This window comes from Janthinobacterium sp. SUN211, from assembly GCF_030587315.1.
GTDB classification, from domain to species: domain Bacteria; phylum Pseudomonadota; class Gammaproteobacteria; order Burkholderiales; family Burkholderiaceae_D; genus Janthinobacterium; species Janthinobacterium kumbetense.
Window position 1 is genome coordinate 986,809 of record NZ_JAPWIC010000002.1, and the last position, 23,534, is coordinate 1,010,342.

A 23,534-nucleotide genomic window follows, 5' to 3' on the forward strand; every position below is an offset into this window, starting at 1 on the left:
GACTCCCCCGGCTTTGTACCGAAACAACCCCGAAAAACGGTCGTCCGGCCTGAGTGTGTTCCACCTCGGCCGGCGCCACAGACTCGCCGTGCCAGCGGCCTAGACAAGGATAAGCGATGGATTCGCAGACTACACCCAACACCCCGCGGCGCAGCCGCCGTTCGAAAATCGTCGGCACGGTCATCGCGCTGGCCGTGATGGCTGCGCTGGGGGGCGGTGCCTGGTACCTGACCCATTCGGGCGTCAGCGCGCAGCCCGGCGCCGGTGGCCCCGGAGGGCCGGGAGGCCCGGGCGGGCGCCGCGGCGGCCCCTCGACCACCGTGGGCGTGGCCACGGCCGTGAAATCCGACTTGCCCGTGGTGCTCGATGCGCTGGGCACGGTGACGGCCGCGTCCACCGTGACGGTGCGCCCGCAAGTGTCGGGCATTTTGAAGGAGCTGAAATTCAAGGAAGGCGGCATGGTCAAGGCGGGCCAGGTGGTGGCGCAGATCGACCCCGCCCAGTTCGAGATGGCGCTGATGCAGGCCACGGGCCAGCGCCAGCGCGATGAAGCGCAGCTGGAAAACGCGCGCCTGACCCTGAAACGCTATCAAACCCTGCTGGGCCAGGATTCCATCGCGCGCCAGGATGTCGACACGCAGGCCGCCCTGGTCAAACAGTTGGAAGGTACCGTGATGACGGACCGCGCCGCCGAAGGCACGGCCAGGCTGAACCTGGGCTACACCAAGGTGGTGTCGCCGATCAGCGGCCGCGCGGGCTTGAAGGTGGTCGATATCGGCAACCTGGTGAGCACCAGCGACACGGGCGGCGTGGTGGTGGTGACGCAGCTGTCGCCCATCGACGTGGAATTCTCCGTGCCGCAGGATAAGGTGCAGACCATCCAGGAACGCCTGAGTGGCGGCACGGCCCTGGCGGCGCTGGCGCTGGACCGCACGCGCACGCATACCCTGGACAAGGGCAGCCTGACGGCGCTCGACAACCAGGTCGACGTGCAGACGGGCACCGTGCGCGCCAAGGCCCGCTACACGAACGACAAGATGGCCCTGTTCCCCAGCCAGTTCGTCAACGTGCGCCTGGAACTGGGCAACATCACGGGCGCCGTGCTGGTGCCCGTGACGGCCTTGCGCCACAGCAACAACGGCGACTTCGTGTACGTGCTGAAAGCGGACAAGACCGTTACCGTGCGCATGGTCACGCGGGGCCAGGCGACCACCGACATGGTGGAAATCCGCGCCGGCCTGGAAGCGGGCGAGCAAGTCATCACGGAAGGCGCCGACCGCCTGAAGGAAGGCGCGAAAGTCACCCTGGCGGGCGACAAGCCTGCCATGGGCGGCGCCGGTGCCGCCGGGGCGAACGGCGAACGCCGCCACCGCCGCCAGCACGCTGACGGCGCGGCCAGCGCATCGGCATCCGCATCCGCGCCAGCCACAGTGCCAGCTACTGCGCCGGCGAAGGGCGCAGCGCAATGAGTCCATCGACTCCCTTCATCAAGCGCCCCGTCGCCACGGCGCTGCTGATGCTGGCCATCGTGCTGGCGGGGCTGGTCGGCTTCAAGTTCCTGCCGCTGGCCGCCTTGCCGCAGGTGGACTTCCCCACCATCCAGGTGCAGACCCTGTACCCGGGCGCCAGTCCCGAAGTCATGGGGCAGACCGTGACGGCGCCGCTGGAGCGCCAGTTCGGGCAGATGTCCGGCTTGCAGCGCATGAGTTCCACCAGCGCGGCCGGCGTTTCCATCATCACCCTGCAATTCACCCTGGGCCAGACCCTGGACGTGGCCGAGCAGGAAGTGCAGGCCGCCATCAACGCGGGCGGCTCGCTACTGCCCACCGACTTGCCGGCGCCGCCCGTGTACGCGAAGATCAACCCGGCCGACGCGCCCGTGCTGACCCTGGCGATTACCTCGGACACGATGCCGCTGACGCAGGTGCAGAACATCGTCAACACGCGCCTGGCGCTGAAGATCAGCCAGGTCAACGGCGTGGGCCTCGTGTCGCTGTCGGGCGGCCAGCGTCCCGCCGTGCGCATCCAGGGCGACACCAAATTGCTGGCCTCTTACGGCCTGGGCCTCGACAGCCTGCGCACGGCCATCGCGGCGGCCAACGTCAACAGCGCCAAGGGCAGTTTCGACGGTCCCACGCGCTCGTTCACCATCAACGCGAACGATCAACTCGTCACGGCGGAAGACTACAAGCGCCTGATCATCACCTATAAAAACGGCGCGCCCGTGCGCCTGTCCGACGTGGCCAATGTCGTCGACAGCGCGGAAAACACGCGCCTGGGCGCCTGGTCCGGCAAGCAGCCGGCCATCATCCTGAACGTGCAGCGCCAGCCCGGCGCCAACGTCATCAAGACGGTCGACGCCATCAAGGCCCTGCTGCCCGACCTGCAGGCCAGCCTGCCGGCTGCCATGAAGCTCGACGTGCTGAGCGACCGCACGACGGGCATCCGCGCTTCCGTCGAACACGTGGAAATGGAACTGCTGCTGTCCGTGCTGCTGGTGGTGCTGGTGATCTTCGCCTTCCTGCACAGCATGCGCGCCACCGTGATCGCCAGCCTGTCCGTGCCGATTTCGCTGATCGGCGCCTGCGGCGTCATGTATCTGCTCGGCTACAGCCTGAACAACCTGTCCCTGATGGCGCTGACGATTGCCACGGGCTTCGTCGTCGATGACGCCATCGTCATGATCGAAAACATCGCCCGCTACATCGAGGAGGGCGAAACGCCGATGGCCGCCGCCCTGAAGGGCGCGTCGCAGATCGGCTTTACCATCATCTCGCTGACCGTCTCCCTGATCGCCGTGCTCATTCCCCTGCTGTTCATGGGCGACGTGGTGGGCCGCTTGTTCCGCGAATTCGCCATGACCCTGGCCATCACGATCCTGATTTCCGCCGTGGTGTCGCTCACCCTGGTGCCGATGATGTCGGCGCGCTGGCTGAAGAGCCACGCCGATGAAAAGATCAGCGCCACGGGCCAGCGCATCCAGGCTTTCCTCGACAAGGTGATCGTGCAGTACGACCATGCGCTCGTGTGGGTCTTGAAACGCCAGGGATTGACCCTGCTCGTCGCCCTGGCCACCTTGCTGCTGACCGTCATTCTGTACATCACGATTCCGAAAGGCCTGTTCCCCACGCAGGACACGGGCCAGCTGCAGGCGCGCATCGAAACCTCGCAAGCCGTCTCGTACGAGCGCATGGCCACCTTGCAGCAGGCCGCCGCCAGCGCGCTGCTGGAAGATCCCGCTGTCGACACCCTCAGTTCCCTCGTCGGCGTCGATGCGGCCAACAATACCATGCTGCACACGGGTAGCATGCTGATCAATCTCAAGCGTCCGCGTAGCGGCAGCCAGGACGAGATCATGGAGCGCCTGCGCGACCGCGTGGCCAAGGTGGCCGGCGTGACCCTGTATCTGCAGCCGACGCAGGATCTGACCATCGATGCGGAATCGGGGCCGACGCAGTACCGCGTCTCGCTCGAAGGGGCCGACACGGCCACCGTCACCGAGTGGGCCGGCAAGCTGGCGGCGCGCATGCGCGAAAAATCGCAGCTGCGCAACGTCGTCACGGATGCGGGCGCCACGGGCGCCGCCGTGACGGTCGCGATCGACCGCGACAGCGCCGCGCGCATGTCCGTCACCACGGCCACCGTCGACGACGCGCTGTACAACGCCTTCGGCCAGCGCATCATTTCGACGATTTTCACGGAAACCAACCAGTACCGCGTGATCCTCGAAGCGCAGCCGGGCATCGTCACGACGCCATCCGACCTGTCGGACCTGCAGGTGCGCACGGGTTCCGGCAAGTCGACGCCGCTGTCCGCCTTTGCCAGCGTCAGCGAAAAACAGGCGCCGCTGCAAATCACGCACGTGGCGCAATACCCGGCCACGACGCTGGGCTTTGATACGACGCAAGGCGTGGCCCTGGGCAGCGCCGTCGACGCCATTCGCCAGGCGGCGAAAGACATCGCCTTGCCGCCATCGGTGACCTTGACCTTCCTCGGCGCGGCCGGCGCGTATGAAAACTCGCTGTCGAACCAGCTGTGGCTCATTCTGGCCGCCGTCGTCTGCGTGTACATCGTGCTGGGCGTGCTGTACGAAAGCTACATCCACCCGCTGACGATTTTGTCGACCCTGCCGTCGGCCGGCGTGGGCGCCTTGCTGGCGCTGATGATTTCCGGGCAAGACCTGGGCGTGATCGGCATCATCGGCATCATCCTCCTGATCGGCATCGTCAAGAAGAACGCCATCATGATGATCGACTTCGCCATCGAAGCCGAGCGCGACGAAGGCAAGAGCCCGCAGGAAGCCATCCACCAGGCGGCGCTGCTGCGCTTCCGCCCGATTTTGATGACGACCCTGGCGGCCCTGTTCGCGGCCGTGCCGCTGATGCTGGGCTGGGGCGAGGGTGCCGAGTTGCGCCGTCCGCTGGGCCTGGCCATCTTCGGCGGCTTGATCGTCAGCCAGGTGCTGACCCTGTTTACCACGCCCGTCATCTACCTGGGCTTCGACCGCCTGGGCCAGCGCTTCGCGCGCAAGGCGCCCGCGGTGAAGCTGGACAAGCCGGCCGATAACGCGGGGAGCGCCGCGTGAACCTGTCCGAACCGTTCGTCAAGCGCCCCATCGCCACCGTGCTGCTGACCATCGGCATCGCGCTGGCCGGGATCGGCGCCTTCTTCGTGCTGCCCGTCTCGCCGCTGCCGCAGGTCGATTATCCGACCATTTCCGTCAGCGCCAGCCTGCCCGGCGCCAGCCCCGCGACCATGGCCACGTCGGTGGCCACGCCGCTGGAACGGCGCCTGGGCGTGATCTCGGGCGTGAACGAGATGACGTCGTCGTCGGGCACGGGCTCGGCGCGCATCAATTTGCAGTTCGACTTGAACCGCAAGATCGATTCGGCCGCGCGCGAAGTGCAGGCGGCGATTGCCGCCTCGCGCGTGGACTTGCCGGCCACCCTGCGCAGCAACCCCACCTACCGCAAGGCCAATCCGTCCGACGCGCCCGTGATCATCCTGGCGCTGACGTCGAAAACGCGCACGCCGGGCCAGATCTACGACGCCGTGTCGAACCTGGTGCAGCAAAAGGTGGCGCAAGTCAAAGGCGTGGGCGACGTGGAACTGGGCGGCGGATCGCTGCCGGCCGTGCGCGTGGAATTGCTGCCGTACCAGCTCAATCACTATGCCGTGTCGATGGAAGACGTGCGCGCGGCCATCCAGGCCAGCAACGCCAACCGCCCGAAAGGGGCGATTTCCGGCGACGAGCGCAGCCTGCAGATCTATTCGGGCGCGGCGACGGCGTCGGGCGGGCGCAGCGCCGCCGATTACCGCAGCCTGGTGGTGGCCTGGCGCGACGGCGCCGCCATCCGCCTCGACGACGTGGCCGAAGTGGTCGACGGCGTGGAAAACAACAATACCCTGGGCCTGTTCAACGGCGACCCGGCCGTCATCGTGCTGATCACGCGCCAGCCCGGCGCCAACGTCATCGCCACGGTGGACGGCGTGCGCGCGCTGCTGCCGCAACTGCAGGCGCAGCTGCCCGGCGACATCAAGCTGCAGGTGGCGTCCGACAGCACCAATTCCATCCGCTCGTCCCTGCACGAGATCGAGTTCACGCTGATCTTGTCCATCGTGCTCGTCGTGCTGGTGGTCAGCGCCTTTTTGCGCAGCGTGCGCGCCACCATCATCCCCGCCGTGGCCACCATCGTCTCGCTGCTGGGCACCTTCGGCGTGATGTACATGCTGGGCTTTTCGCTAAATAACCTTTCCTTGATGGCGCTCACGGTGGCCACGGGCTTTGTCGTCGATGATGCCATTGTGGTGCTGGAAAACACGCAGCGCCACATCGAGGCGGGCATGGACCGCTTCAAGGCGGCCCTGCTGGGCGCGCGCGAAGTGGGCTTTACTGTGCTGTCGATCAGCCTGTCGCTGGTGGCCGTCTTCATCCCGCTGCTGTTCATGGGCGGCCAGGTGGGGCGGCTGTTCCGCGAATTCGCCGTGACCTTGTCGGCCGCCGTGATGATTTCGCTCGTCATCTCGCTCACCACGACGCCGATGATGTGCGCCTGGCTGCTGAAAAGCGGCGAGCACCACAAGCCGCCAGGCGTCGTCGCGCGCTGGTTCGAACGGGGTTTCGAGCGCATGCTGAACGTGTATGAACACTGCCTGGACTGGGCCTTGTCGAGCGCCGCTCTCGTGATGACGATCCTCGTGTTCGTCGTCGGCCTGAACGTGTACCTGTTCGCGGCCGCGCCCAAGGGCTTTTTCCCGCAGCAGGACACGGGCCAGATCAATGGCGGCATGCGCGCCGACCAGAGCATCTCGTTCCAGGCCATGCAGGCCAAATTGCGCCAGCTGGTCGACATCATCAAGGACGATCCGGCCGTCGCCACCGTCGTCGGGTTCACGGGCGGCGGCAGGGCGGGGGGCGGCTTCATGTTCATCGATTTGAAGCCGGCCTCGCAGCGCACGGACAAGGGGCAAGCCGTGATCGCCCGTCTGCGCCCGCAGCTGGCCAAGGTGACGGGCATTTCGCTGTTCCTCAACCCCGTGCAGGATTTGCGCATGGGCGGGCGTTCCAGCAATTCCACGTACCAGTACACCCTGATCAGCGACAACCAGGCGGACTTGAAGAAATGGGCGGCGAAACTGGCCGACCAGATGAAGCTGCAGCCGGCCCTGATCGACGTGGACACGGACCAGGCGGAAAACGGCGTGGAAACCTTTGTTTCCATCGACAAGGACCGCGCCACGCAGCTGGGCGTGCAGGTGAAGGATATCGACAATGCGCTGTACAACAGCTTCGGCCAGCGCCAGGTGGCGACCATCTACGATGAGCTGAACCAGTATCACGTGATCATGGAAGTGGCGCCCCGCTACGCGCAAAGCCCGGAAGCGCTGCGCTCCGTGTACGTGCCCGCGTCGAATGCGGCCACCGTCGCCGCCACCGGCACGACGGCCGCCAGCGCCGCCGCGGCCAGCACCAGCGTGGCGGCGACGACGTCGAATACGACGGCGGCTCGCGACCCGTCCAGCGGCTCGGCCCTGAGCACCACCCTGGCGAAGATGGTGCCGCTGTCGTCGTTCAGCAGCTTCGCGGAAAGCTCGACGGCCACCTCGATCAACCACCAGGGCGGCGAACTGGCCACCACCGTGTCGTTCAATCTGGCCGACGGCTATCCGCTCAGCGACGGGCAGGCTGCCGTGGCCCAGGCGGAGTCGGAAATCGGCATGCCGGTGAACGTGCGCGGCAGCTTCCAGGGTTCGGCGAAGAGCGCGCAAGACAGCAACAAGGAGCAGCCGCTGCTGATCCTGGCGGCCATCGTGGTGATCTACATCGTGCTGGGCATCCTGTACGAAAGCCTGATCCACCCCGTCACCGTGCTGTCGACCTTGCCGTCGGCGGGGGTGGGCGCCGTGCTGGCACTGCTGCTGTTCCGCATGGAGTTTTCCATCATCGCCCTGATCGGCGTGTTCCTGTTGATCGGTATCGTCAAGAAAAATGCTATATTGATCATCGACTTCGCGCTGGAGGCCGAGCGTTCGCGCGGGCTGACAGCTGTGGAAGCGGTGCGCGAGGCTTGTTTGCTGCGTTTCCGCCCCATTCTGATGACCACCCTGGCGGCGGCGCTTGGCGCCTTGCCGCTGGCGATCGGTTTCGGCGAGGGGTCAGAGCTACGCCAGCCCTTGGGGGTCGCCATCATCGGCGGCCTGATTGCCAGCCAGTTACTCACATTGCTGACCACCCCGGTGGTCTACATCCTGCTCGACAAGCTGCGCACGCGCAGCGCCGACGAGCAGCAATTGAGCCGCATTCCTGGGCCAGATAACCCGAGCACACAATCATGAAGCAAGTAAAACCTATCGTATCGACCGTCCCCGCACGCCACCTGCTGGCACTGGGCGCGGCCACCGCTTTCCTCCTGCTGGCCGGCTGCGCCGTCAGTCCCACGTATGAAACGCCGACGGCCGCCGCGCCGCAAACGTTCAAGGAGGCGGCAGGCTGGCAGCCGGCCGTGCCGGCCGACACCCTGGAGCGGGGACCGTGGTGGACCCTGTTCGGCGACGCCCAATTGAACCAGCTGGCCGAAGGCATCGACATCTCGAACCAGAACGTGGCCGCCGCCATCGCTTCCTACGAGCAGGCGCGCGCGCTGGTGCGCGAACAGCGCGCCTCGCTGTTCCCCACCGTGAACCTGACGGGCAGCGGCGCCCGCTCGGGCGGCGGGGGCGAGCAGCAGACGAACAACAACTTCAAGGCCGCCATCGGCGCGTCGTGGGAACCGGACGTGTGGGGCAAGCTGCGCGCCGGCGTGACGGGGGCCGATGCCAGCGCCAGCGCCAGCGCGGCCGACCTGGCCGCCGCCCGCCTGTCGGCGCAGGGCGAACTGGCCACCAATTACTTTTCGCTGCGCCAGAGCGATGCGCAGATCGCGCTACTGAATGCCACCATCGATGGCTACAAGCGCGTGCTCGACATCACCAGCAACCGCTTCAATTCGGGCATCGCCGCCAAGTCCGACCTGCTGCAGGCGCAGACGCAGCTGGCCAATGCGCAGATCGACCTGTCCAGCCAGACGCGTTCACGCGCGCAGCTGGAACATGCGATCGCGATACTTTTGGGCCGCGCGCCGTCCGACTTCAGCCTGGCCGTGGCGCCGTGGACCCTGACCGTGCCCGAGGTGCCGCTGGGCGTGCCGTCGACCCTGCTGCAGCGCCGTCCCGACATCGCCGCAGCCGAGCGCCGGGTGGCCGTGGCCAACGAGCAGATCGGCATCGCCCGTTCCGCGTATTACCCGAGCCTGAACCTGACGGGTTCCTACGGTTCCGGCGCCAGCAAGGTGGGCGACCTGTTCAATGCCTCATCGAGCCTGTGGTCGCTGGGCGTGTCGGCCGCGCAAACCCTGTTCAACGCGGGCGCCACCACGGCCAGCGTGGATGCGGCCAAGGCGGGACACGAGGCGGCCGTGGCGCGCTACCGCCAGACGGTATTGAGTGCCTTTGGCGCCGTGGAAGACCAGTTGTCGGCCACGCGCGCGCTGGCCGAACAGCTGGCCCTGCGCCAGCAGGCGTCATCCGCCGCCGACCAGGTCGAGCAGCAGATGCTGAACCGCTACAACGCGGGCCAGGTCGGCTATACGGACGTGGTGACGGCGCAAGTGACGGCCCTGTCGGCGCGCCGTTCGCTGGTGCAGGCGCAGGCGGACCGTCAGACGACGGCCGTGGCCCTGATCCAGTCGCTGGGCGGCGGCTGGCACGTGCCGCAGGCGCAGTAAAGGGGACGGCTAGGGGGCAGCCTGGCGCAGGGAAAAGCCCTGCGCCAAATTCGTGTTTTTCCGCGCATCTTGAGTGCTAGAATGCAAGATTATCAATTCCCAGCCTGACGCTTTGGCCGTGGCTGCACTCTTGCAGAAGATGACACGCAGTAAACACAGCAATGCTTCCGTCCCTGAAGTGGCCACCATCGTTTTCCCCGTGGTGGCCATCGGCGCATCCGCCGGCGGACTCGATCCCATCGTTGCCTTCCTGGCGAACGTGCCGCAGGAGAGCGGGATTGCCTATGTGGTGATCCAGCATCTTGATCCCACGCAAAAGGCCATGCTGCCGGAACTGCTGCAGCGCGCCACCAGCATCCCCGTCACGGAAATCACGCACCAGGCGGAGTTGCGGCCCAACCATATCTATGTGATACCGTCGAATGCCGACCTGGGCTTGTCCAAGGGGCGTTTCTTGCTCAGCGAACCGGTGCAGCTGCGCGGGCACCGCTTGCCCATCAATATCTTTTTCGAGAGCCTCGCGAGCGAGTTGGGCGAACTGGCCGTGGGCGTGATTTTTTCCGGCATGGGCAATGACGGCACGCGCGGCTTGCAGGCGATCAAGCAGGCAGGGGGTCTGACCCTGGCCCAGCATCCGGACACGGCCAAGTTCGACATGATGCCGCAAAGCGCGATTGCCGCGGAAGTGGTGGACCTGGTCGACTTTCCCGACAAGATGCCGGACAAGATCATCACCTATCTGTTCCGCAGCAGCTTCCTCAGCCTGCCGGGCCATGAGCCGAACGGGCGCAATTCCTTGCAGGAAATTGTCGCCTTGCTGTCCGAACACACGGGCAACAGTTTTACGGATTACAAGATCAACACGGTGCTGCGGCGCATCGAGCGGCGCATGAGCTTGTATCAAATGACGTCGATGGAAGAATACGTGCCGTACTTGCGCGCCAATCCGGGCGAAATCGACTTGCTGTTCAAGGAATTGCTGATCGGCGTGACGAGTTTCTTCCGCGACCCGAAAGTGTGGGAATACCTGAAGATGGTCGCCTTGCCGCAATTGCTGGCGGCCCATCCGGACGGGCGCGCGTTCAAGGCCTGGGTGCCCGCCTGTTCCACGGGCGAGGAAGCGTATTCGCTGGCCATGGTATTCCATGAAGTGGTGGCCAGCATCAATCCGCCGTCGAAGTACAGCCTGCAGATCTTTGCCACCGACCTGTCGGCCGACGCCATCGACCACGCGCGCCAGGGACGCTTTCCGCACAGCATCAGCAGCGACGTGTCGGCCGAACGCCTCGGGCGTTTCTTCTTGCGCGACAAGAACGATTATCACGTGAAAAAAGAGATACGCAACACGATCATCTTTGCCCAGCAAAACATCATTTCCGACCCGCCGTTCACCAAGCTCGACATCCTGTGCTGCCGCAATTTGTTGATTTATCTCAATGCCAAGCTGCAGCAGCGTTTGATACCCCTGTTTCATTACGCCTTGAACCGCGACGGGATTTTGCTGCTGGGCAGCGCCGACACGCCCGGCCATTTTTCCGACCTGTTTTCACCGCTGACCACGTCGACCCGGTTGTACCGCCGCCTCGACAACCTGGCGCGTCAGCGCCTGCCCACGTATTTTCCTACCAAGGTATCGTTGGCATCCCCCCCTACACCTAGCGACACGAGAGAAGTCAGCATGACTGGAAAGATTCAATCCCATGTCGAGCAATTATTGCTCCAGAAATATTCACCGGCTGCCGCGCTGCTGAATCAGGATGGCGACATCCTGTACATCAACGGGCGCACGGGCGCCTTCCTCGAACCGGCAGCCGGCAAGGCCAACTGGAATATCCATGCGATGGCGCGCGAAGGCTTGCGCTACGAGCTGGCTGGCCTCATCAAGGAAGCCTTGCAGAGCGAGAGGGTGGTGCGCCTGAAGGGGCTGGTGGTCAAGGATCACCTGGGACAATCGCTGGGCGTCGACCTGAGCGCGGAAGCGCTGAGCCAGCCTGAATCCCTGCGCGGCATGGTGTTCGTGACGTTTGCCAGCGCGCCGCTGGTGGCCGAGGCGCGCCGCGGCCGCTCGCCGAACCCCAAGGTGCTGGAACTGGAACAGCAACTGGCGCAGGCGCGCAATGAAATCCAGGCCGTGCGCGACGAGATGCAGACGTCGCGCGAAGAGCTCAAATCGGCCAACGAGGAACTGCAGTCGACCAATGAAGAGCTGCAATCGACGAACGAAGAGCTGACCACGTCGAAGGAAGAGATGCAGTCGCTCAACGAAGAGTTGTACACGGTCAATGCCGAGCTGCAATCGAAGGTCGATGATTTGTCGCTGGTCAATAGCGACATGAAGAATCTGCTCAATAGTACCGATATCGCCACCATTTTCCTCGACAGCGACCTGCGCATCCGCCGCTTCACGGCGCCGGCCACGCAAATCTATAAGCTGATCCAGACGGACTTGCGCCGCCCGCTCAGCGACATCGTCAACGACCTCGATTATCCGGGCCTGGAAGACGATGCGCTGGAAGTGATCCGCAGCCTGGTGTTTTGCGAGCGGCAAGTGGAAACCAAGACGGGGCGCTGGTACAACGTGCGCATCATGCCGTACCGCACGATCGAAAATGTGATCGATGGCGTGGTGGTGACCTTCATCAACATTACAGAGTCGAAACTGCTGGAAGCCCAGCTGCGCCAGATCCAGTCCGGCGCCGTGGCCGGCGGCAGTAGCGGCGAGCACGTGTCATGAGCGAACCATTCGACGGCAGCGCGCCGGCACGCCTGAGAGAGCAGGCGGAGCAATTGGCCGCGGAGCAGCGCCAGCCCGTGCCGCAGTCGAATGAAGACGTGATGCGTCAGTTGCATGAGTTGCAGGTCAGCCAGATCGAGCTGGAAATGCAGAGCGCGGCCCTGGCCGAGCTGGAGCAGCTGAAAAATGAATTTGAAAGCAGCCGCGACCGTTATGCGCAGCTGTATGAACAGGCACCCGTCAGTTACTTTTCGCTGGCGCGCGAAGGCGTGATCACGCGTGTCAACGTGGCGGCTTGCGGCTTGTTGCAACGCGACAAGAACCGGCTGCTGGGACGGCGTTTCGAACAATTCGTCGCGCCCCAGGCGCAGGGCGGCTTCCGGCGCTTCCTCGACGCCGTCTTCACCGGCGGCGCGCGCCAGGTGCTCGAAGCGCCGCTGTTCGAAGGCGAAGCGGGCGGCATGTGCGGCATGGTGCGCATCGAAGCCAATTACGATGCGGACAGCGCCACGGCGCGCATGCTGGTGACGGACCTGGGCGACGAGCACGCGCGCGAATCGGCCTTGCGGCGCGCCTTCGTGATACTCGACAGTATACGCGAAGGCGTGCTGGTGACGGACAGCGCCAACCGCATCATTTCCGTCAACCCCGCGTTCACCACCATCACCGGCTACCAGGCGGAGGAAGCCATCGGCCGCGATCCGTCCTTCCTCGGCGGCGGCACGCATCTGCCGCATTTTTATGAAGCCATGTGGCGCAGCCTGCACCAGGATGGCAGCTGGTATGGCGAACTGGTGAACCGGCGCAAGAATGGCGAGCGCTTCGTCGAATCGCTGTCGATCACGCCGATGCGCAGCCCGGATGGCGCGATCAGCCACTTTGTCGGCGTGTTTTCCGATATCACCGAGCGCAAGCTGGCCGAGGCGGACTTGCGCGAACTGCACCGCGAGCTGGACCAGCGGGTGGTCGACCGCACGGCCGAATTGCTGCGGGCCAACCAGCACCTGCAGCTGGAAGTGCACCAGCGCGAGCGGGCGCAGGAAGCCTTGCGCGATGCCGAGCGCTTCTTTCACGCCACCATCGATTCCCTGACGGACCGGGTGCTGGTGCTGGACCGGTCGGGCCGCGTCGTGCATGCCAACCAGGCTTGCCTGGCCTTCGTCGGGCAAACGCCGCAGCCGCTGCACTACCTGGAATTTTGCGACACGGACCCGCGCTGGCAGCGCAGCGCCGGGCGCGAGCTGGCCGCCGGCATCCGCTCCGTCATCGCCGGTAACGCGGACACGTTTGCGCTCGAGTATGAGTTTGCCACGCGCTCGGGTCCCCGCTGGTCGCAGGCCAGGATCAGCCGTTTCCTCGGGGAGGGGCCGCTGCGCGTGGTGGTGGCGCACACGGACATCACCGAACGCAAGCTGATGGATGGCGCCCTGCGCCAGTCGCATGCGCAGCTGCGCCAGCTGGCGCTGCACCTGGAAACGGCCAAGGAAGACGAGCGCAAGCGCATTTCGCGCGATATCCACGATGAACTGGGGCAAAACCTGCTGGCGCTGCGCATCGATATTTCCATGCTCAGCGCGCGCACGGAAGGCTCCCATCCGCGCCTGCACCGCCGGGTCGGCGCCGTGCTCAGCAACGTCGACACCACCATCAAGAGCGTGCGCGGCATCATGAACGAGCTGCGCCCGATGGCGCTGGACCTGGGCTTGCAAGCCGCCATCGAGTGGCAGGTGGGCGACTTCCGCAAGCGCAGCGGCGTCGCTTGCCAGCTGCTGATACGCGACGAGGCATTGTTTGCCGCCATCGGCAGCCAGGTCGAGATCGTGCTGTTCCGCATCGTGCAGGAAGCGCTCAGCAACGTCATGCGCCATGCCCAGGCCAGCCAGGTCGAGATCGAGCTCAGTTCGGATGCCTGCGCCGTGTACGTGGCCATCAGCGACAACGGCATCGGCATCACGCCGCAGCAGCAGCGCAAGAAGCAGTGCTTTGGCCTGATCGGCATCGCCGAGCGGGTGACGGCGCTGGGCGGGCAGTTTGAGGTCGGTGTGCCGGCCTCGGGCGCCGGTTGCCGGCTGGCCCTGCAGATCCCCTTGCAGGGGACGGGACGGCCGGCCGCCTGATACAGAAATTGCAATGGGATAATTTTGGCTATGTCACCGTCAAATGTGGGAATGCTCCCAGCGTTGCTTTCAATAACGTTTCTGGTGAACGGATGCGCCTGGCGTCGAGTATCCAGCGCCAGCCCAGGTAATTCGGCAGGTAGCGCGTCGCCACGCCGCGAAAGGGCCGCAGCCAGTCCCGCAGACGGCTGTGATACGCATTGACGTTCTGCACATGCGCGGCGCCCTGCACACGGATGCCGGCGCGCAAGTTGACGGCCTGGTGGCTGATGCCCGCTTCCCTGGCAAACGCCCGGTAGGCGGCATGGCCATCCGTTACCAGCAGGACATCCTTATCGATGACGGGCAACAAACAGCGGTGCAGCTGTGCCTTCGTCAACGCCCCTTTGCCCGTGACGAAATCGAGGGTCTGGCCTGTACGGTCGCGCGCCACCAGGATACAGACCTGCTCATCGGAAATGCCGCGCTGGCGGGCATGGCCGCCACGGCGGCGGGCCGGACGCGTCATCTGCCTGGATCCTTTTTCCGATTCCAGCACATATAACTCGTCCGCCTCGGCAATGCCATGCAGGCCATGCGGCCGATCTGTCCTGGCGACGCGGAGAAAACGGTGGCGCCAGCGAAACGTGGTGTTGCGGTGCAATCCCAGCTGCTGAGCGGCCTGGCGTACCGACCTGGAATCGAGCAGGCAATCGGCATAGGCGATCCATAGGGCCTTGTGACGCAAGCGGGCCAGCGGCGTGCCCGTCAAGGCATTGAAAGTGCGCCCGCACGGTACACAACGGTAGCGCTGCAAGCCATGCGTATGGCCATGCCGGTGCAGCTGATGCGCGTGGCAGGCGGGACAGGCCAGGCGCGGCTGCGCCACGCTTTCCAGTAGCGCGACGGTCGCGTCGTGTGGCGCGTTGCCACGCAGCAAGGCCATGCTTGCCTGCCGCTGGCGCCGGTTCAGGTAAGCAAACTGTGCGATAAAGCTGATCCATTCGGCTGGCTGCATGATCTGCTCCCTGCGTGGTGAATATGCAGAGTCAGACAGCGCAGCCAACGGAAGATTCCGGCATTTCCCCTACTTGCCGATGACAGAGCCATAATTTTTGCCGACTCAGGCCGCCTGGACAGGCTATACTTTCGCCTGCTTTTTATGGAGGAGCAAATCTTGTTCAAGACAATCGTATTACCAGTCGCCTTGCTGGGCGCGTTCGCCGGCGCACACGCTGACGAAGGGCAGTGGCAACCACACCAATTGCCACAGCTGAAAGCCGAACTGAAACGGGTCGGCATCGACATTCCTGCAGAAAAACTGGCCGACCTGAGCAAGCACCCGATGAGCGCCATCGTGTCGCTGGGCGGCTGCTCGGCCGCCTTCGTCTCCGACGCCGGCCTGGTGGTGACGAACCACCATTGCGCGTATGGCGCCGTGCAGCGCAATTCCACGCCGGAACACAATTACATCACCGACGGTTTCCTGGCCAAGACGCGCGCCGCAGAGCTGCCGGGCGGTCCGAACAGCCTCGTGTATGTGACGGACAAGGTGGAAAACGTCAGCGACCGCGTGCTGAAGGGCTTGACGGCCGACATGAGCGGCCGCGCGCGCCACGAAGCCGTGGAAAAGCGCGTCAAGGACTTGATCGCCGAATGCGAAACGGACAAGATGTACCGCTGCTCCGTGCCCGCCTTCCACCGCGGCCTCGAGTACTACCGCATCCGCCAGATGATGATACGCGACGTGCGCCTCGTGTACGCGCCATCGGACAAGATCGGCAACTTCGGCGGCGATACCGACAACTACGAGTGGCCGCGCCACACGGGCGATTACTCGTTCCTGCGCGCCTACGTGGGCAAGGATGGCCGTCCGGCCGACCCGTCGCCCGACAACGTGCCGTACCAATCGAAGGATTTCCTGGTGGTCTCGGCCGAAGGCTTGAAAGCCGGTGACGGCATCTTGCTGGCGGGCTACCCCGGCCGCACCAGCCGCTACAAGCTGCCGGCGGAAATCCGTTTCGCGCGCGATACGGCCTTCCCCCTGAAAGTATCCGAACTGCAAGCGGACCTGGCCGTGATGGCCGACTCGACGAAGGGCGACGCGGCCGCTGCCGTGCGCTATGCGAGCGTGGTGAAAAGCATCAACAACGTGCTGAAGAAAACCCAGGGCTTGCTCGACGGTTTCGCCCGCAAGGACATCGCCGCCATCAAGGACGTGCAGGATGCCGAGTTCCGCGCCTGGTACGCGAAACAGCCGAACGTGTCGCCGACCCTGCTGGCCGAACTGGACGCGGCGATCGCCAGCGACATGGCCTTGAGCGAAGAAGAGTTCGCCTGGAGCGTGGCCACCAACAGCGACTTGCTGAAAAGCGCGCGCACCATCTACCGCCTGTCGCTGGAGCGCCAGAAAGCGGACGCCGAGCGCGAATCGGGCTTCCAGCAGCGCGACCTGGCCTTCATCAAGGCCCGCCTGGCCCGCCTGGAACAGTCGTATGTCAACAAGGTTGACCAGGCGCGTTTTGAAGCCGGTCTGAAGCGTTACGCGCAACTGGCGGCGAAGAGCCATCCGCAAGGCCTGGACGCGCTGCTGCCGGCGCCAGGCGCCGTGGCGGCCCTGTATCAGCAGACGCAACTGGCTGACACGGCCAAGCGCCTGGCCTGGCTGGAAAAGGACCAGGCCGCTGTTGCCCAGTCCGATGACGCTTTCATGGCGCTGGCCATCAAGCTGCAGCCCGTCGAGGCGGCGCTGGAAGAGCGCCGCAAGGAAATCGACGGCAACCTGGAACGCGTGATTCCGCAATACATGCAAGCCGTGATTGCCTGGAAGAAATCGCAAGGCAAGCCGGTCTATCCTGACGCCAACTCGACCCTGCGCGTCACGTATGGCACGGTATCGCCGTACTCGCCGCGCGATGGCATCACCAAGGGGCCGTTCACGACCGTGGAAGGCATCGTCGAGAAAGTCACGGGCAAGGCTCCGTTCGAAGCGCCGCAAGGCTTGATTGACGCCGTCAAGCAAAAACGCTACGGTCAGTTCCGCGACCCGGCACTGGGCACGGTGCCCGTCAACTTCCTCACCAGCGCCGACACCACGGGCGGCAATTCCGGCTCGGCCGTGATGAACAAGCGCGGCGAATTGATCGGCCTGAACTTCGATTCGACGTATGAATCGATCACCAAGGACTGGTACTTCGACACGGCCATCACGCGCGCCATCCACCTCGACATCCGCTACATGCTGTGGGTGATGAAGGAAGTGGACCACGCGGATAACTTGCTGCAGGAAATGACGATCAAGTATCCGAAGGCAGTGAAAGCTGCCAAGAAATAAGCTTCAGCTTGCGCTAGCGCAAAGCCGCATCCGCCGCAGGGCCGATGCGGCTTTTTTGCGGCCGCACCGTACGCGCGGCCGGCGCCTGCCGCATCGGTTGCGCCACGTATAATTCCGATCACTTTCCACTCTTATTTTTTCGACAGGCCCGCCATGCCCCCGACTCCCGCTTTGCCACTTGATTGGCAGACATTTGAAACTGCCTACGACGTCGAAGAAACCTGCTTCAAGCTGGCCAGCGCGTCGCTGGCCTTGCTGGGCGCGTCCCCATTCAAGGACCAGGCATTTTCCGCCTTTGCCTTCAACGCCGTATCGTTCCCCTCCCTTTCGCTGAGTTTTGACACCGATCCCGCCAACCGGGAGCGCGATTACTATCCTCCGGACTGGTCGAACGAGTGCATCGAAGTCGACGTGCCGGAAATCGGCCAGCTGTGGGAGGAGGGCTATGCAAGGATCGAAGGCGCGCTGCTCGAGCTGATCGACGCTGCCGATGACGAACTGCTCGATGCCATCGAGGAGGGCTATCTGCACAGCCTGAGGAAAACCATGGTGCGGCTTGAAACGAGCCATGCGTTCGAGCAGATCAAGACCTGCCCGCGATTCTGGACCGTCGTCACGCAAATCGACGCGGATACGGAGGAGGAGGAGCGGCTGCTCGACCAGGTGCGCCAGGGTCTGCCGGCGTGAGCCTCCGCCGCTATTGCAAGCCGCGCGCTATAGCAGGGCTTGCCAGCGCCTGACTTCCGCGTCCGTCAGCATCGGCCCCCAGCCGCCACGCAGCGCCGCATCGTGCTGCACATAGTGCGCAAGCGGCGGCGCCGCCACGCCATGCCTGGCACAGATTTCAAGCACGGCTTCCAGCTGGCGCCGGCTTGCCGCAAGGTCATCGCCATGCCAGGTACAGGCGCTCGTTTCCAGCACATGCCCGACAAGTTGCTCCAGCGCGCCGAGCAGGTGCCCGGGCAGCGCCATGCGCAGGTCGTCCGGCCAGGGATCGCCCATGCCCGTCACTGCCAGGCCAGCAAAGCCGCGCTCCCAGGCGGCAAAATCCCCCGGCGCGAGCTGCGCCACCTTCCACGCGTGACCGGCGAACGCGGACAGCGCCGGGTGGTGCAGGGCATGCTGCCGGCAAAAGCGTTGCAGGCACGTGAGCGCAAGGCATTGCCTGGCAATCACGGAGAGCGTGTCTATCGATATGTTATCCATGAATCATCAGTTCCTGAAGGTGGCACTTGCCGATAAGCGAGTCAATTTGGCTTTATTGCGGTTGTCCCGCCTGGCAAGGCAGCTGCCGCAGCGCCTCCACTGGCAACTGAAAAAAGCGCGGCACCATGGCCGGCGACAGCTCGTCGCCGCCGTCCGCCATGGCCAGGCGGCCACTCAGCAGCAGCATCACGTAGCCGTGGCCCAGCGACCAGCCTGCGCTGGCGGCGGCCTTGTCCCAGCGCGCATCGAGGCCCGCTTCGCGCACGGCCGCGCCTGCCGTCTGCAGCACGTACTGGAAGCATGCCTGCGCCGCGTCCTGCAAGGCGGGGAACTGGCGCACGTCCTGGTGTTCGAACATCAGCCGGTAGTGGGCCGGCGCGGCCAGGGCGAATTCGATGTATTGCTGGCCCAGCAGCTGAAAACGCTGTTCGGATGGCAGGCTGCCCTGCGGCGGCAGTTCGGCTTCCCATTTGGCGATCAGGCTGGCGAAGCCGGCCGCCGCCACGTCGGCCAGCAAGGCTTCCTTGCTGGGGAAGTGGCGGTACACGGCGGCGATCGACACGCCCACCGTGCGTGCCAGTTCGCGCAGGGAAAGGGCGGCGTCGTGCTGCTGCGCCAGTTGCGCGATGGTGGCGGCGACCAGGGTGTCGCGCAGGTTGCCATGGTGATAATTGCTGTTCGTGCTCATGTTATGTTATCGCTGTTCACATTGTCGTGTATGATGGCCATGTTATCACTGAACACATGGAGAGCACATGCAAGAGATGAACAATGCGGTACGCGCCGTGGCCTTGCCGCCGGGCGCCAGCATCGCCCCCTTGTACCCGGGCAGCCACCTGGCCGACGCGTATGCCGTCGAGCTGCCGACTGCGCAGGCGCGCCAGATGGACATGGAAAGCCTGGCGCGCGTGCTGCTGGGCAGTCAGCCCGGCTGGGCGCGCAAGCTGATGGTGGTGCGCGACGCCATCGTGGCGCGCTTCGGCATCCGGACGGCCAGGCAGATGGAAGCCAGGCCTGGCAAGCGCATCGGCATCTTCCGCATCTTTGCCGTCAGCGACGATGAAATCATCGTGGGCGAGGATGACAGCCACCTGGACTTCCGTTTGTCGGTGCTGCGCAACCGCGACGCGGGACGGCATGGCAGCGTGACCATGTCCAGCGTCGTGCATTGCCATAATCGGGTGGGACGCGCCTACATCCTGCTGATCCGGCCCTTCCACAAGCTGATCGTGCAGCGTTCGCTGGCGCGCGCCGTCAAGGGCGGCTTTGCCTGAGCGGGGAAGGCGGCTGGCGGTGCGGGCAATCTTGCTTATTCATGGCTGGTATTGCATACTGCACCACCAGCCTCATCACGATTCCCATGAACGATACGCTTCTCCTGCTGGGTTTTGCCACCACGCCGCTTGAACTGATTTCCTTTGTCCTGGCATTGACAACCGTTGCGCTGAACATCCGCCAGAATCACTGGGCGTGGCTGTTCGCCATCATTTCCTCGGCCGCCTACGGTTTCGTGTTTTTCGAATCGCGCCTGTATGGCGACATGGCCTTGCAACTGCTGTTTATCAGCGTCTCGTTCTGGGGCTGGTACCAGTGGCTGCATCCGGCCAGCGGCGGCAAGACCCTGCCCGTGACGCGCCTCGACGGCCGCGGCTGGCTGGCATGCGCCGTCGGCTGGCTGGCAGGCTTCCTGCTCATCGCCTGGCTGCTGACGACGACGGACACGGACGTGCCCCATGCGGATGGTTTCCTCACGGCAGGCAGCCTGGTGGGACAATTCCTGCTGTCGCGCAAGAAACTGGAAAACTGGATCGCCTGGATCATCGTCGACGTGCTGTACGTGTGGCTGTATGTGCACAAGGGCCTGACCCTGACGGCCGTGCTGTATGCGTTCTTCGTCGTGATGGCCGTCATCGGCTTGCTGGCGTGGAGAAAGTCGGCCCCGGCCGCGCCGAGCGCGATGGTCCTCAAGTGATGGAGCGTTGCGTGCGCGTGGCCATCCTGGGCGCGGAATCGTCGGGCAAGTCGACCCTGGCGGCGGCCCTGGCCGAGCGCTATGGCAGCGTCTGGGTGCCCGAGTATTTACGCGAGTTTGTGGAAACGCAAGGCAGGGTGCCCGTGGCGGCGGATCAGTATGGTATTGCGCGTACGCAAGTCGAACGCGAAGCGGCCGCTGCCGCCCAAGCCCGCCACTTCCTGTTCTGCGACACGACGCCCTTGATGACGGTGGTCTACAGCCGCCATTATTTTCACGGCGCCGATGCGCAACTGGCGGCGCTGGCCGATGCCACACAGTACGATCTGACCCTGGTCACGGCGCCCGACAGCCCCTGGGTGGCCGATGGCTTGCAGCGCGAGTCGGAAGCCGTGCGCCAATTGATCTACCGCTACCTGCTCGATGAGCTCGACGCGCGCGGCATCGTCTACCACGTGCTGCGCGACAGCCTGGAAGCGCGCCTGGAACAGGCGGCGCCTTTGCTGCAGCAGGCGCTCGCTGCGGCGCCTGCCATTTCCCTCAATTAAAAGTCAAACTGCGCCGAGACCTTGAAGGTGCGGCTGGCGCCCGGGAACAGGTAGCCGCCCGCTTCCGGCGTCACGTCGCGCCAGTAGAACTTGTCGGCCACGTTGTTGACGGCGGCACGCAGCACGGCGCGCGTGCCGGCGATGCGCGTGGCGTACGCGGCGCCCAGGTTGAACACGTTGTACGACGGCACGAAGGTCGTGTTGCTGTACTCGAACGCTTTTTTGCCCGCATATTCCCAGCTGCCATTCACGCTCAAGCCCGCCACCTGTTGCACGGCGTAATCCGCATGCACGGCTGCCTTGAAGGCTGGCACATTGGGCACGCGCTTGCCGTCGAGGTCCGCATTGCCCGTGCCTGACTGCTGGCTGTTCAGGGCCGTTACGGACGCGCCCAGGCTCAGGCTGGACGATGCCTTGCCCTGGGCCGACAATTCCAGCCCCCGGTGCTGGGCCTGGCCATTGCGGACGAAATAATTCTCGGCGTTCACATATTCGAGACCTTTGCGAATCTGGAACAGGCTGGCCGCCAGCATGAAGTCCGGCGTCACATCCATCTTCACGCCCAGTTCGACCTGCTTCGAGCGGCTGGGCGTCAGCTCCACATTGGCGTTTTTCTCATAGATGCTGGCTGTGCCGCCATGTTCCATGCCCTGCGAGTAGGCCGCATACACGGAGAGATTGTCGAGCGGGGTGTAGACGAGCGCCACGTTGGGCAGCAGGAAGTCGTGCTTGGCGCGGATTTCCGTGTCGGCCTTCAGTACGTACTGGTAGCCATCGACATTGATGTGGCGCAAGCCGCCATGCAGCTTCCAGTTCGGCGCCAGGCTGACGATGTCCTGCACGAAGACGGCGTTTTCCTTATCGTCGCGCACCAGGCGCACGGGGCCAGTCGAAGCCGGCGATGGTGCAACGATGACAGGGCGGTAGATATTGCTGATGCCCACTTCCTTATACACGTACAGGCCGGCGCGGTCCTTGCGGCGGAAGGTCGATACGCCGGCCGTGAATTCATGGCGCAGGGAACCGGTGGCGAACTTGCCCTGGATCATGGCTTGCGCGCTCAGCGGTTTTTTCGTCTCGCCCAGGCTGCGGAAGTCCCACACGGAGAAGTCGCCATTGCTGCAGAATACAGGCATCCAGCCTTCCGGGCTGCAGCCATACGGATAGGCCGTGTAGTCGTCGCGCTTGAACGAGTGCTGGTTGGCCGACAGGGTGGCATGCCAGTCGTCATTGAACGCGTACTGGAAGCGCAGGCCGAGATTGCTGGTGACGGTTTCCACGGGGTGCGTCCACGGTTGCTTGTTGAGCATGGCGTCGGCGCTGACGTTGGCGGGCAGGCTGCCATTGCTCAGCAACTGGAAGCCGGGCGCCGTCACTTGTGCCTTGTCCTGGTAGTCGGCATCGATTTGCAGCAGGGCTTGCGGGGAAATCTGCCAGTCGAAGGCGCCGGAAATGAACTTGCGGTTGCCGTCCGCGCCCTTGATGTAGGAGCGCAGGCGCTCTGCCGCCACGTTGATCCGGTAGCCGAAGCGCGTGTCTTCCAGGCGGCCGCCCAGGTCGACGGCGCCATACAGCGTGCCGCGCTCGCGCGTTTCCACGGTGACCGTGCGCAGCGGGGCGGCGGTGGGGCGCTTGACGATGAAGTCGATCACGCCGCCCGGCGCGGCCACGCCTGCCTGCAAGCCGGCCAGGCCCTTCAGCACTTCGATGCGTTCCTTGTTTTCCAGCGGGATTTGCGTGTCGCCAGGAATGGCCACGCCATCCTTGCGGTAGCTGGAATTGGTGTCGAGCTTGAAGCCGCGTATCGTAAACTGTTCCGCATAGCCGACGGCGTTGTAGGAATCGTTGATGCTGGCATCGAGCTTGACGGCATCGCTGAGATTGCGGATCTGCAAGTCCTGCATGTCTTTTTGCGAAATGACGGTGACGGATGCCGGCGTCTGCAGCAGCGGCGCGTCACTGAAGCCGCCCACGGAGGCGCGCTTGGCGGCCGGCGCCTTGCTGGCCGTGACGACGACTTCGGCCATGCTTTGCGCCTGCGGGTCGGCTGCGTCGGAAGCCAGGGCGGGCGCGGCAAACGCGTGCAGGATGGCCAGGGTCAGAACAGAAACGGATAAATTCGGTGTGGACATAGATTGCTCGTGGTTCAAGCCGTCTCGGAAAAGAGCACGGCAGGCTGCTTGTTCGGCTGGCGCCAACGCAGGAGCTATCAAAGGAGGGAGGTACTTTGCGCTTTCCTTCGCTGGCATTATCCAGATCAGGTACGAAGGGTATCTCTCACCCGGATGACTGCTCCAGGACCCCTAGCGAAATGACAGCTTAGCATGAACCACGGCCAGCTGTCCCACCTGGCTGACCGTTTTACAACAGTGTGGTGCGAA

The 23,534-nt window shown here is 64.5% G+C and carries 15 protein-coding genes and 1 riboswitch; of the genes, 11 read left to right on the forward strand and 4 right to left on the reverse strand.

Going from position 1 to position 23,534, the window contains the following annotated elements; genetic code table 11:
- Positions 1 to 116 precede the first annotated feature (116 nt).
- The 6 genes from O3301_RS10225 to O3301_RS10250 all read left to right on the forward strand — a co-directional run bounded on the left by O3301_RS10225 (position 117) and on the right by O3301_RS10250 (position 14,114).
- Complete coding sequence (locus O3301_RS10225; RefSeq protein ID WP_305056285.1) at positions 117 to 1,469, forward strand: efflux RND transporter periplasmic adaptor subunit; 1,353 nt, start codon at positions 117 to 119, stop codon at positions 1,467 to 1,469.
- Positions 1,466 to 4,585 (forward strand): efflux RND transporter permease subunit, encoded by a 3,120-nt coding sequence (locus O3301_RS10230; RefSeq protein ID WP_305056286.1) that lies wholly within the window; start codon positions 1,466 to 1,468, stop codon positions 4,583 to 4,585. Before O3301_RS10225 ends, O3301_RS10230 begins: the two co-directional genes overlap by 4 nt.
- Complete coding sequence (locus tag O3301_RS10235) at positions 4,582 to 7,836, forward strand: efflux RND transporter permease subunit (RefSeq protein WP_305052697.1); 3,255 nt, start codon at positions 4,582 to 4,584, stop codon at positions 7,834 to 7,836. Before O3301_RS10230 ends, O3301_RS10235 begins: the two co-directional genes overlap by 4 nt.
- Positions 7,833 to 9,263 (forward strand): efflux transporter outer membrane subunit, encoded by a 1,431-nt coding sequence (locus tag O3301_RS10240; RefSeq protein WP_305056287.1) that lies wholly within the window; start codon positions 7,833 to 7,835, stop codon positions 9,261 to 9,263. The genes O3301_RS10235 and O3301_RS10240 overlap by 4 nt, the downstream gene beginning before the upstream one ends.
- 139 nt (positions 9,264 to 9,402) lie before the next feature.
- Positions 9,403 to 11,997 carry a chemotaxis protein CheB gene (locus O3301_RS10245; protein ID WP_305056288.1) on the forward strand — a complete coding sequence of 865 codons (2,595 nt, stop codon included), beginning with the start codon at positions 9,403 to 9,405 and terminating at the stop codon, positions 11,995 to 11,997.
- Complete coding sequence (locus O3301_RS10250) at positions 11,994 to 14,114, forward strand: PAS domain S-box protein (RefSeq protein WP_305056289.1); 2,121 nt, start codon at positions 11,994 to 11,996, stop codon at positions 14,112 to 14,114. The genes O3301_RS10245 and O3301_RS10250 overlap by 4 nt, the downstream gene beginning before the upstream one ends.
- A gap of 28 nt (positions 14,115 to 14,142) precedes the next feature.
- Here the strand turns inward: O3301_RS10250 and O3301_RS10255 are convergent, their stop codons facing one another.
- Positions 14,143 to 15,111 (reverse strand): IS1595 family transposase, encoded by a 969-nt coding sequence (locus O3301_RS10255; RefSeq protein ID WP_305056290.1) that lies wholly within the window; start codon positions 15,109 to 15,111, stop codon positions 14,143 to 14,145.
- 159 nt (positions 15,112 to 15,270) lie between these two features.
- On the opposite strand from O3301_RS10255, the gene O3301_RS10260 reads away from it, so the two are divergent.
- Together O3301_RS10260 and O3301_RS10265 are read left to right on the forward strand one after the other, a co-directional pair.
- Positions 15,271 to 17,427 carry a S46 family peptidase gene (locus tag O3301_RS10260; protein ID WP_369812185.1) on the forward strand — a complete coding sequence of 719 codons (2,157 nt, stop codon included), beginning with the start codon at positions 15,271 to 15,273 and terminating at the stop codon, positions 17,425 to 17,427.
- 153 nt (positions 17,428 to 17,580) lie between these two features.
- Positions 17,581 to 18,114, forward strand: a complete 534-nt coding sequence (locus O3301_RS10265; protein ID WP_305056291.1) for a hypothetical protein — start codon at positions 17,581 to 17,583, stop codon at positions 18,112 to 18,114.
- A gap of 27 nt (positions 18,115 to 18,141) precedes the next feature.
- Here O3301_RS10265 and O3301_RS10270 read toward each other — a convergent pair whose 3' ends face one another.
- Positions 18,142 to 18,633: a hypothetical protein gene (locus tag O3301_RS10270; RefSeq protein WP_305056292.1), complete on the reverse strand. Its 492-nt coding sequence runs from the start codon at positions 18,631 to 18,633 to the stop codon at positions 18,142 to 18,144.
- Between the two features lie 52 nt (positions 18,634 to 18,685).
- On the reverse strand, positions 18,686 to 19,321 hold the full coding sequence (locus O3301_RS10275) for a TetR/AcrR family transcriptional regulator (RefSeq protein WP_251351636.1): 636 nt from the start codon (positions 19,319 to 19,321) through the stop codon (positions 18,686 to 18,688).
- A 67-nt stretch (positions 19,322 to 19,388) separates the two neighbouring features.
- Between O3301_RS10275 and O3301_RS10280 the strand changes: the two genes are divergently transcribed.
- From O3301_RS10280 to O3301_RS10290, 3 genes are all read left to right on the forward strand, one after another.
- Complete coding sequence (locus tag O3301_RS10280; protein ID WP_251351635.1) at positions 19,389 to 19,907, forward strand: DUF2867 domain-containing protein; 519 nt, start codon at positions 19,389 to 19,391, stop codon at positions 19,905 to 19,907.
- An 86-nt stretch (positions 19,908 to 19,993) separates the two neighbouring features.
- The gene (pnuC, locus tag O3301_RS10285) at positions 19,994 to 20,605 is read left to right on the forward strand and encodes a nicotinamide riboside transporter PnuC (RefSeq protein WP_305056293.1); all 612 of its coding nucleotides are present in this window, start codon (positions 19,994 to 19,996) and stop codon (positions 20,603 to 20,605) included.
- Entirely contained in the window at positions 20,605 to 21,153 is a 549-nt protein-coding gene (locus O3301_RS10290) for an ATP-binding protein (RefSeq protein WP_305056394.1), read from the forward strand. The genes pnuC and O3301_RS10290 overlap by 1 nt, the downstream gene beginning before the upstream one ends.
- Here the strand turns inward: O3301_RS10290 and O3301_RS10295 are convergent.
- Complete coding sequence (locus O3301_RS10295; protein WP_305056294.1) at positions 21,150 to 23,285, reverse strand: TonB-dependent siderophore receptor; 2,136 nt, start codon at positions 23,283 to 23,285, stop codon at positions 21,150 to 21,152. The two genes, O3301_RS10290 and O3301_RS10295, sit on opposite strands and share 4 nt — an antisense overlap.
- A gap of 85 nt (positions 23,286 to 23,370) precedes the next feature.
- Positions 23,371 to 23,468, reverse strand: a riboswitch (TPP riboswitch).
- Between the last annotated feature and the right edge of the window lie 66 nt (positions 23,469 to 23,534).

Excerpts from the sequence above, each read along its gene's own strand:
- O3301_RS10225 (WP_305056285.1), top strand. The coding sequence starts at position 117 with ATGGATTCGCAGACTACACCCAACACCCCGCGGCGCAGCCGCCGTTCG.
- O3301_RS10230 (WP_305056286.1), top strand. The coding sequence starts at position 1,466 with ATGAGTCCATCGACTCCCTTCATCAAGCGCCCCGTCGCCACGGCGCTG.
- O3301_RS10240 (WP_305056287.1), top strand. The coding sequence starts at position 7,833 with ATGAAGCAAGTAAAACCTATCGTATCGACCGTCCCCGCACGCCACCTG.
- O3301_RS10245 (WP_305056288.1), top strand. The coding sequence starts at position 9,403 with ATGACACGCAGTAAACACAGCAATGCTTCCGTCCCTGAAGTGGCCACC.
- O3301_RS10250 (WP_305056289.1), top strand. The coding sequence starts at position 11,994 with ATGAGCGAACCATTCGACGGCAGCGCGCCGGCACGCCTGAGAGAGCAG.
- O3301_RS10255 (WP_305056290.1), bottom strand. The coding sequence starts at position 15,111 with ATGCAGCCAGCCGAATGGATCAGCTTTATCGCACAGTTTGCTTACCTG.
- O3301_RS10265 (WP_305056291.1), top strand. The coding sequence starts at position 17,581 with ATGCCCCCGACTCCCGCTTTGCCACTTGATTGGCAGACATTTGAAACT.
- O3301_RS10270 (WP_305056292.1), bottom strand. The coding sequence starts at position 18,633 with ATGGATAACATATCGATAGACACGCTCTCCGTGATTGCCAGGCAATGC.
- O3301_RS10275 (WP_251351636.1), bottom strand. The coding sequence starts at position 19,321 with ATGAGCACGAACAGCAATTATCACCATGGCAACCTGCGCGACACCCTG.
- O3301_RS10280 (WP_251351635.1), top strand. The coding sequence starts at position 19,389 with ATGCAAGAGATGAACAATGCGGTACGCGCCGTGGCCTTGCCGCCGGGC.
- pnuC (WP_305056293.1), top strand. The coding sequence starts at position 19,994 with ATGAACGATACGCTTCTCCTGCTGGGTTTTGCCACCACGCCGCTTGAA.
- O3301_RS10290 (WP_305056394.1), top strand. The coding sequence starts at position 20,605 with ATGGAGCGTTGCGTGCGCGTGGCCATCCTGGGCGCGGAATCGTCGGGC.
- O3301_RS10295 (WP_305056294.1), bottom strand. The coding sequence starts at position 23,285 with ATGTCCACACCGAATTTATCCGTTTCTGTTCTGACCCTGGCCATCCTG.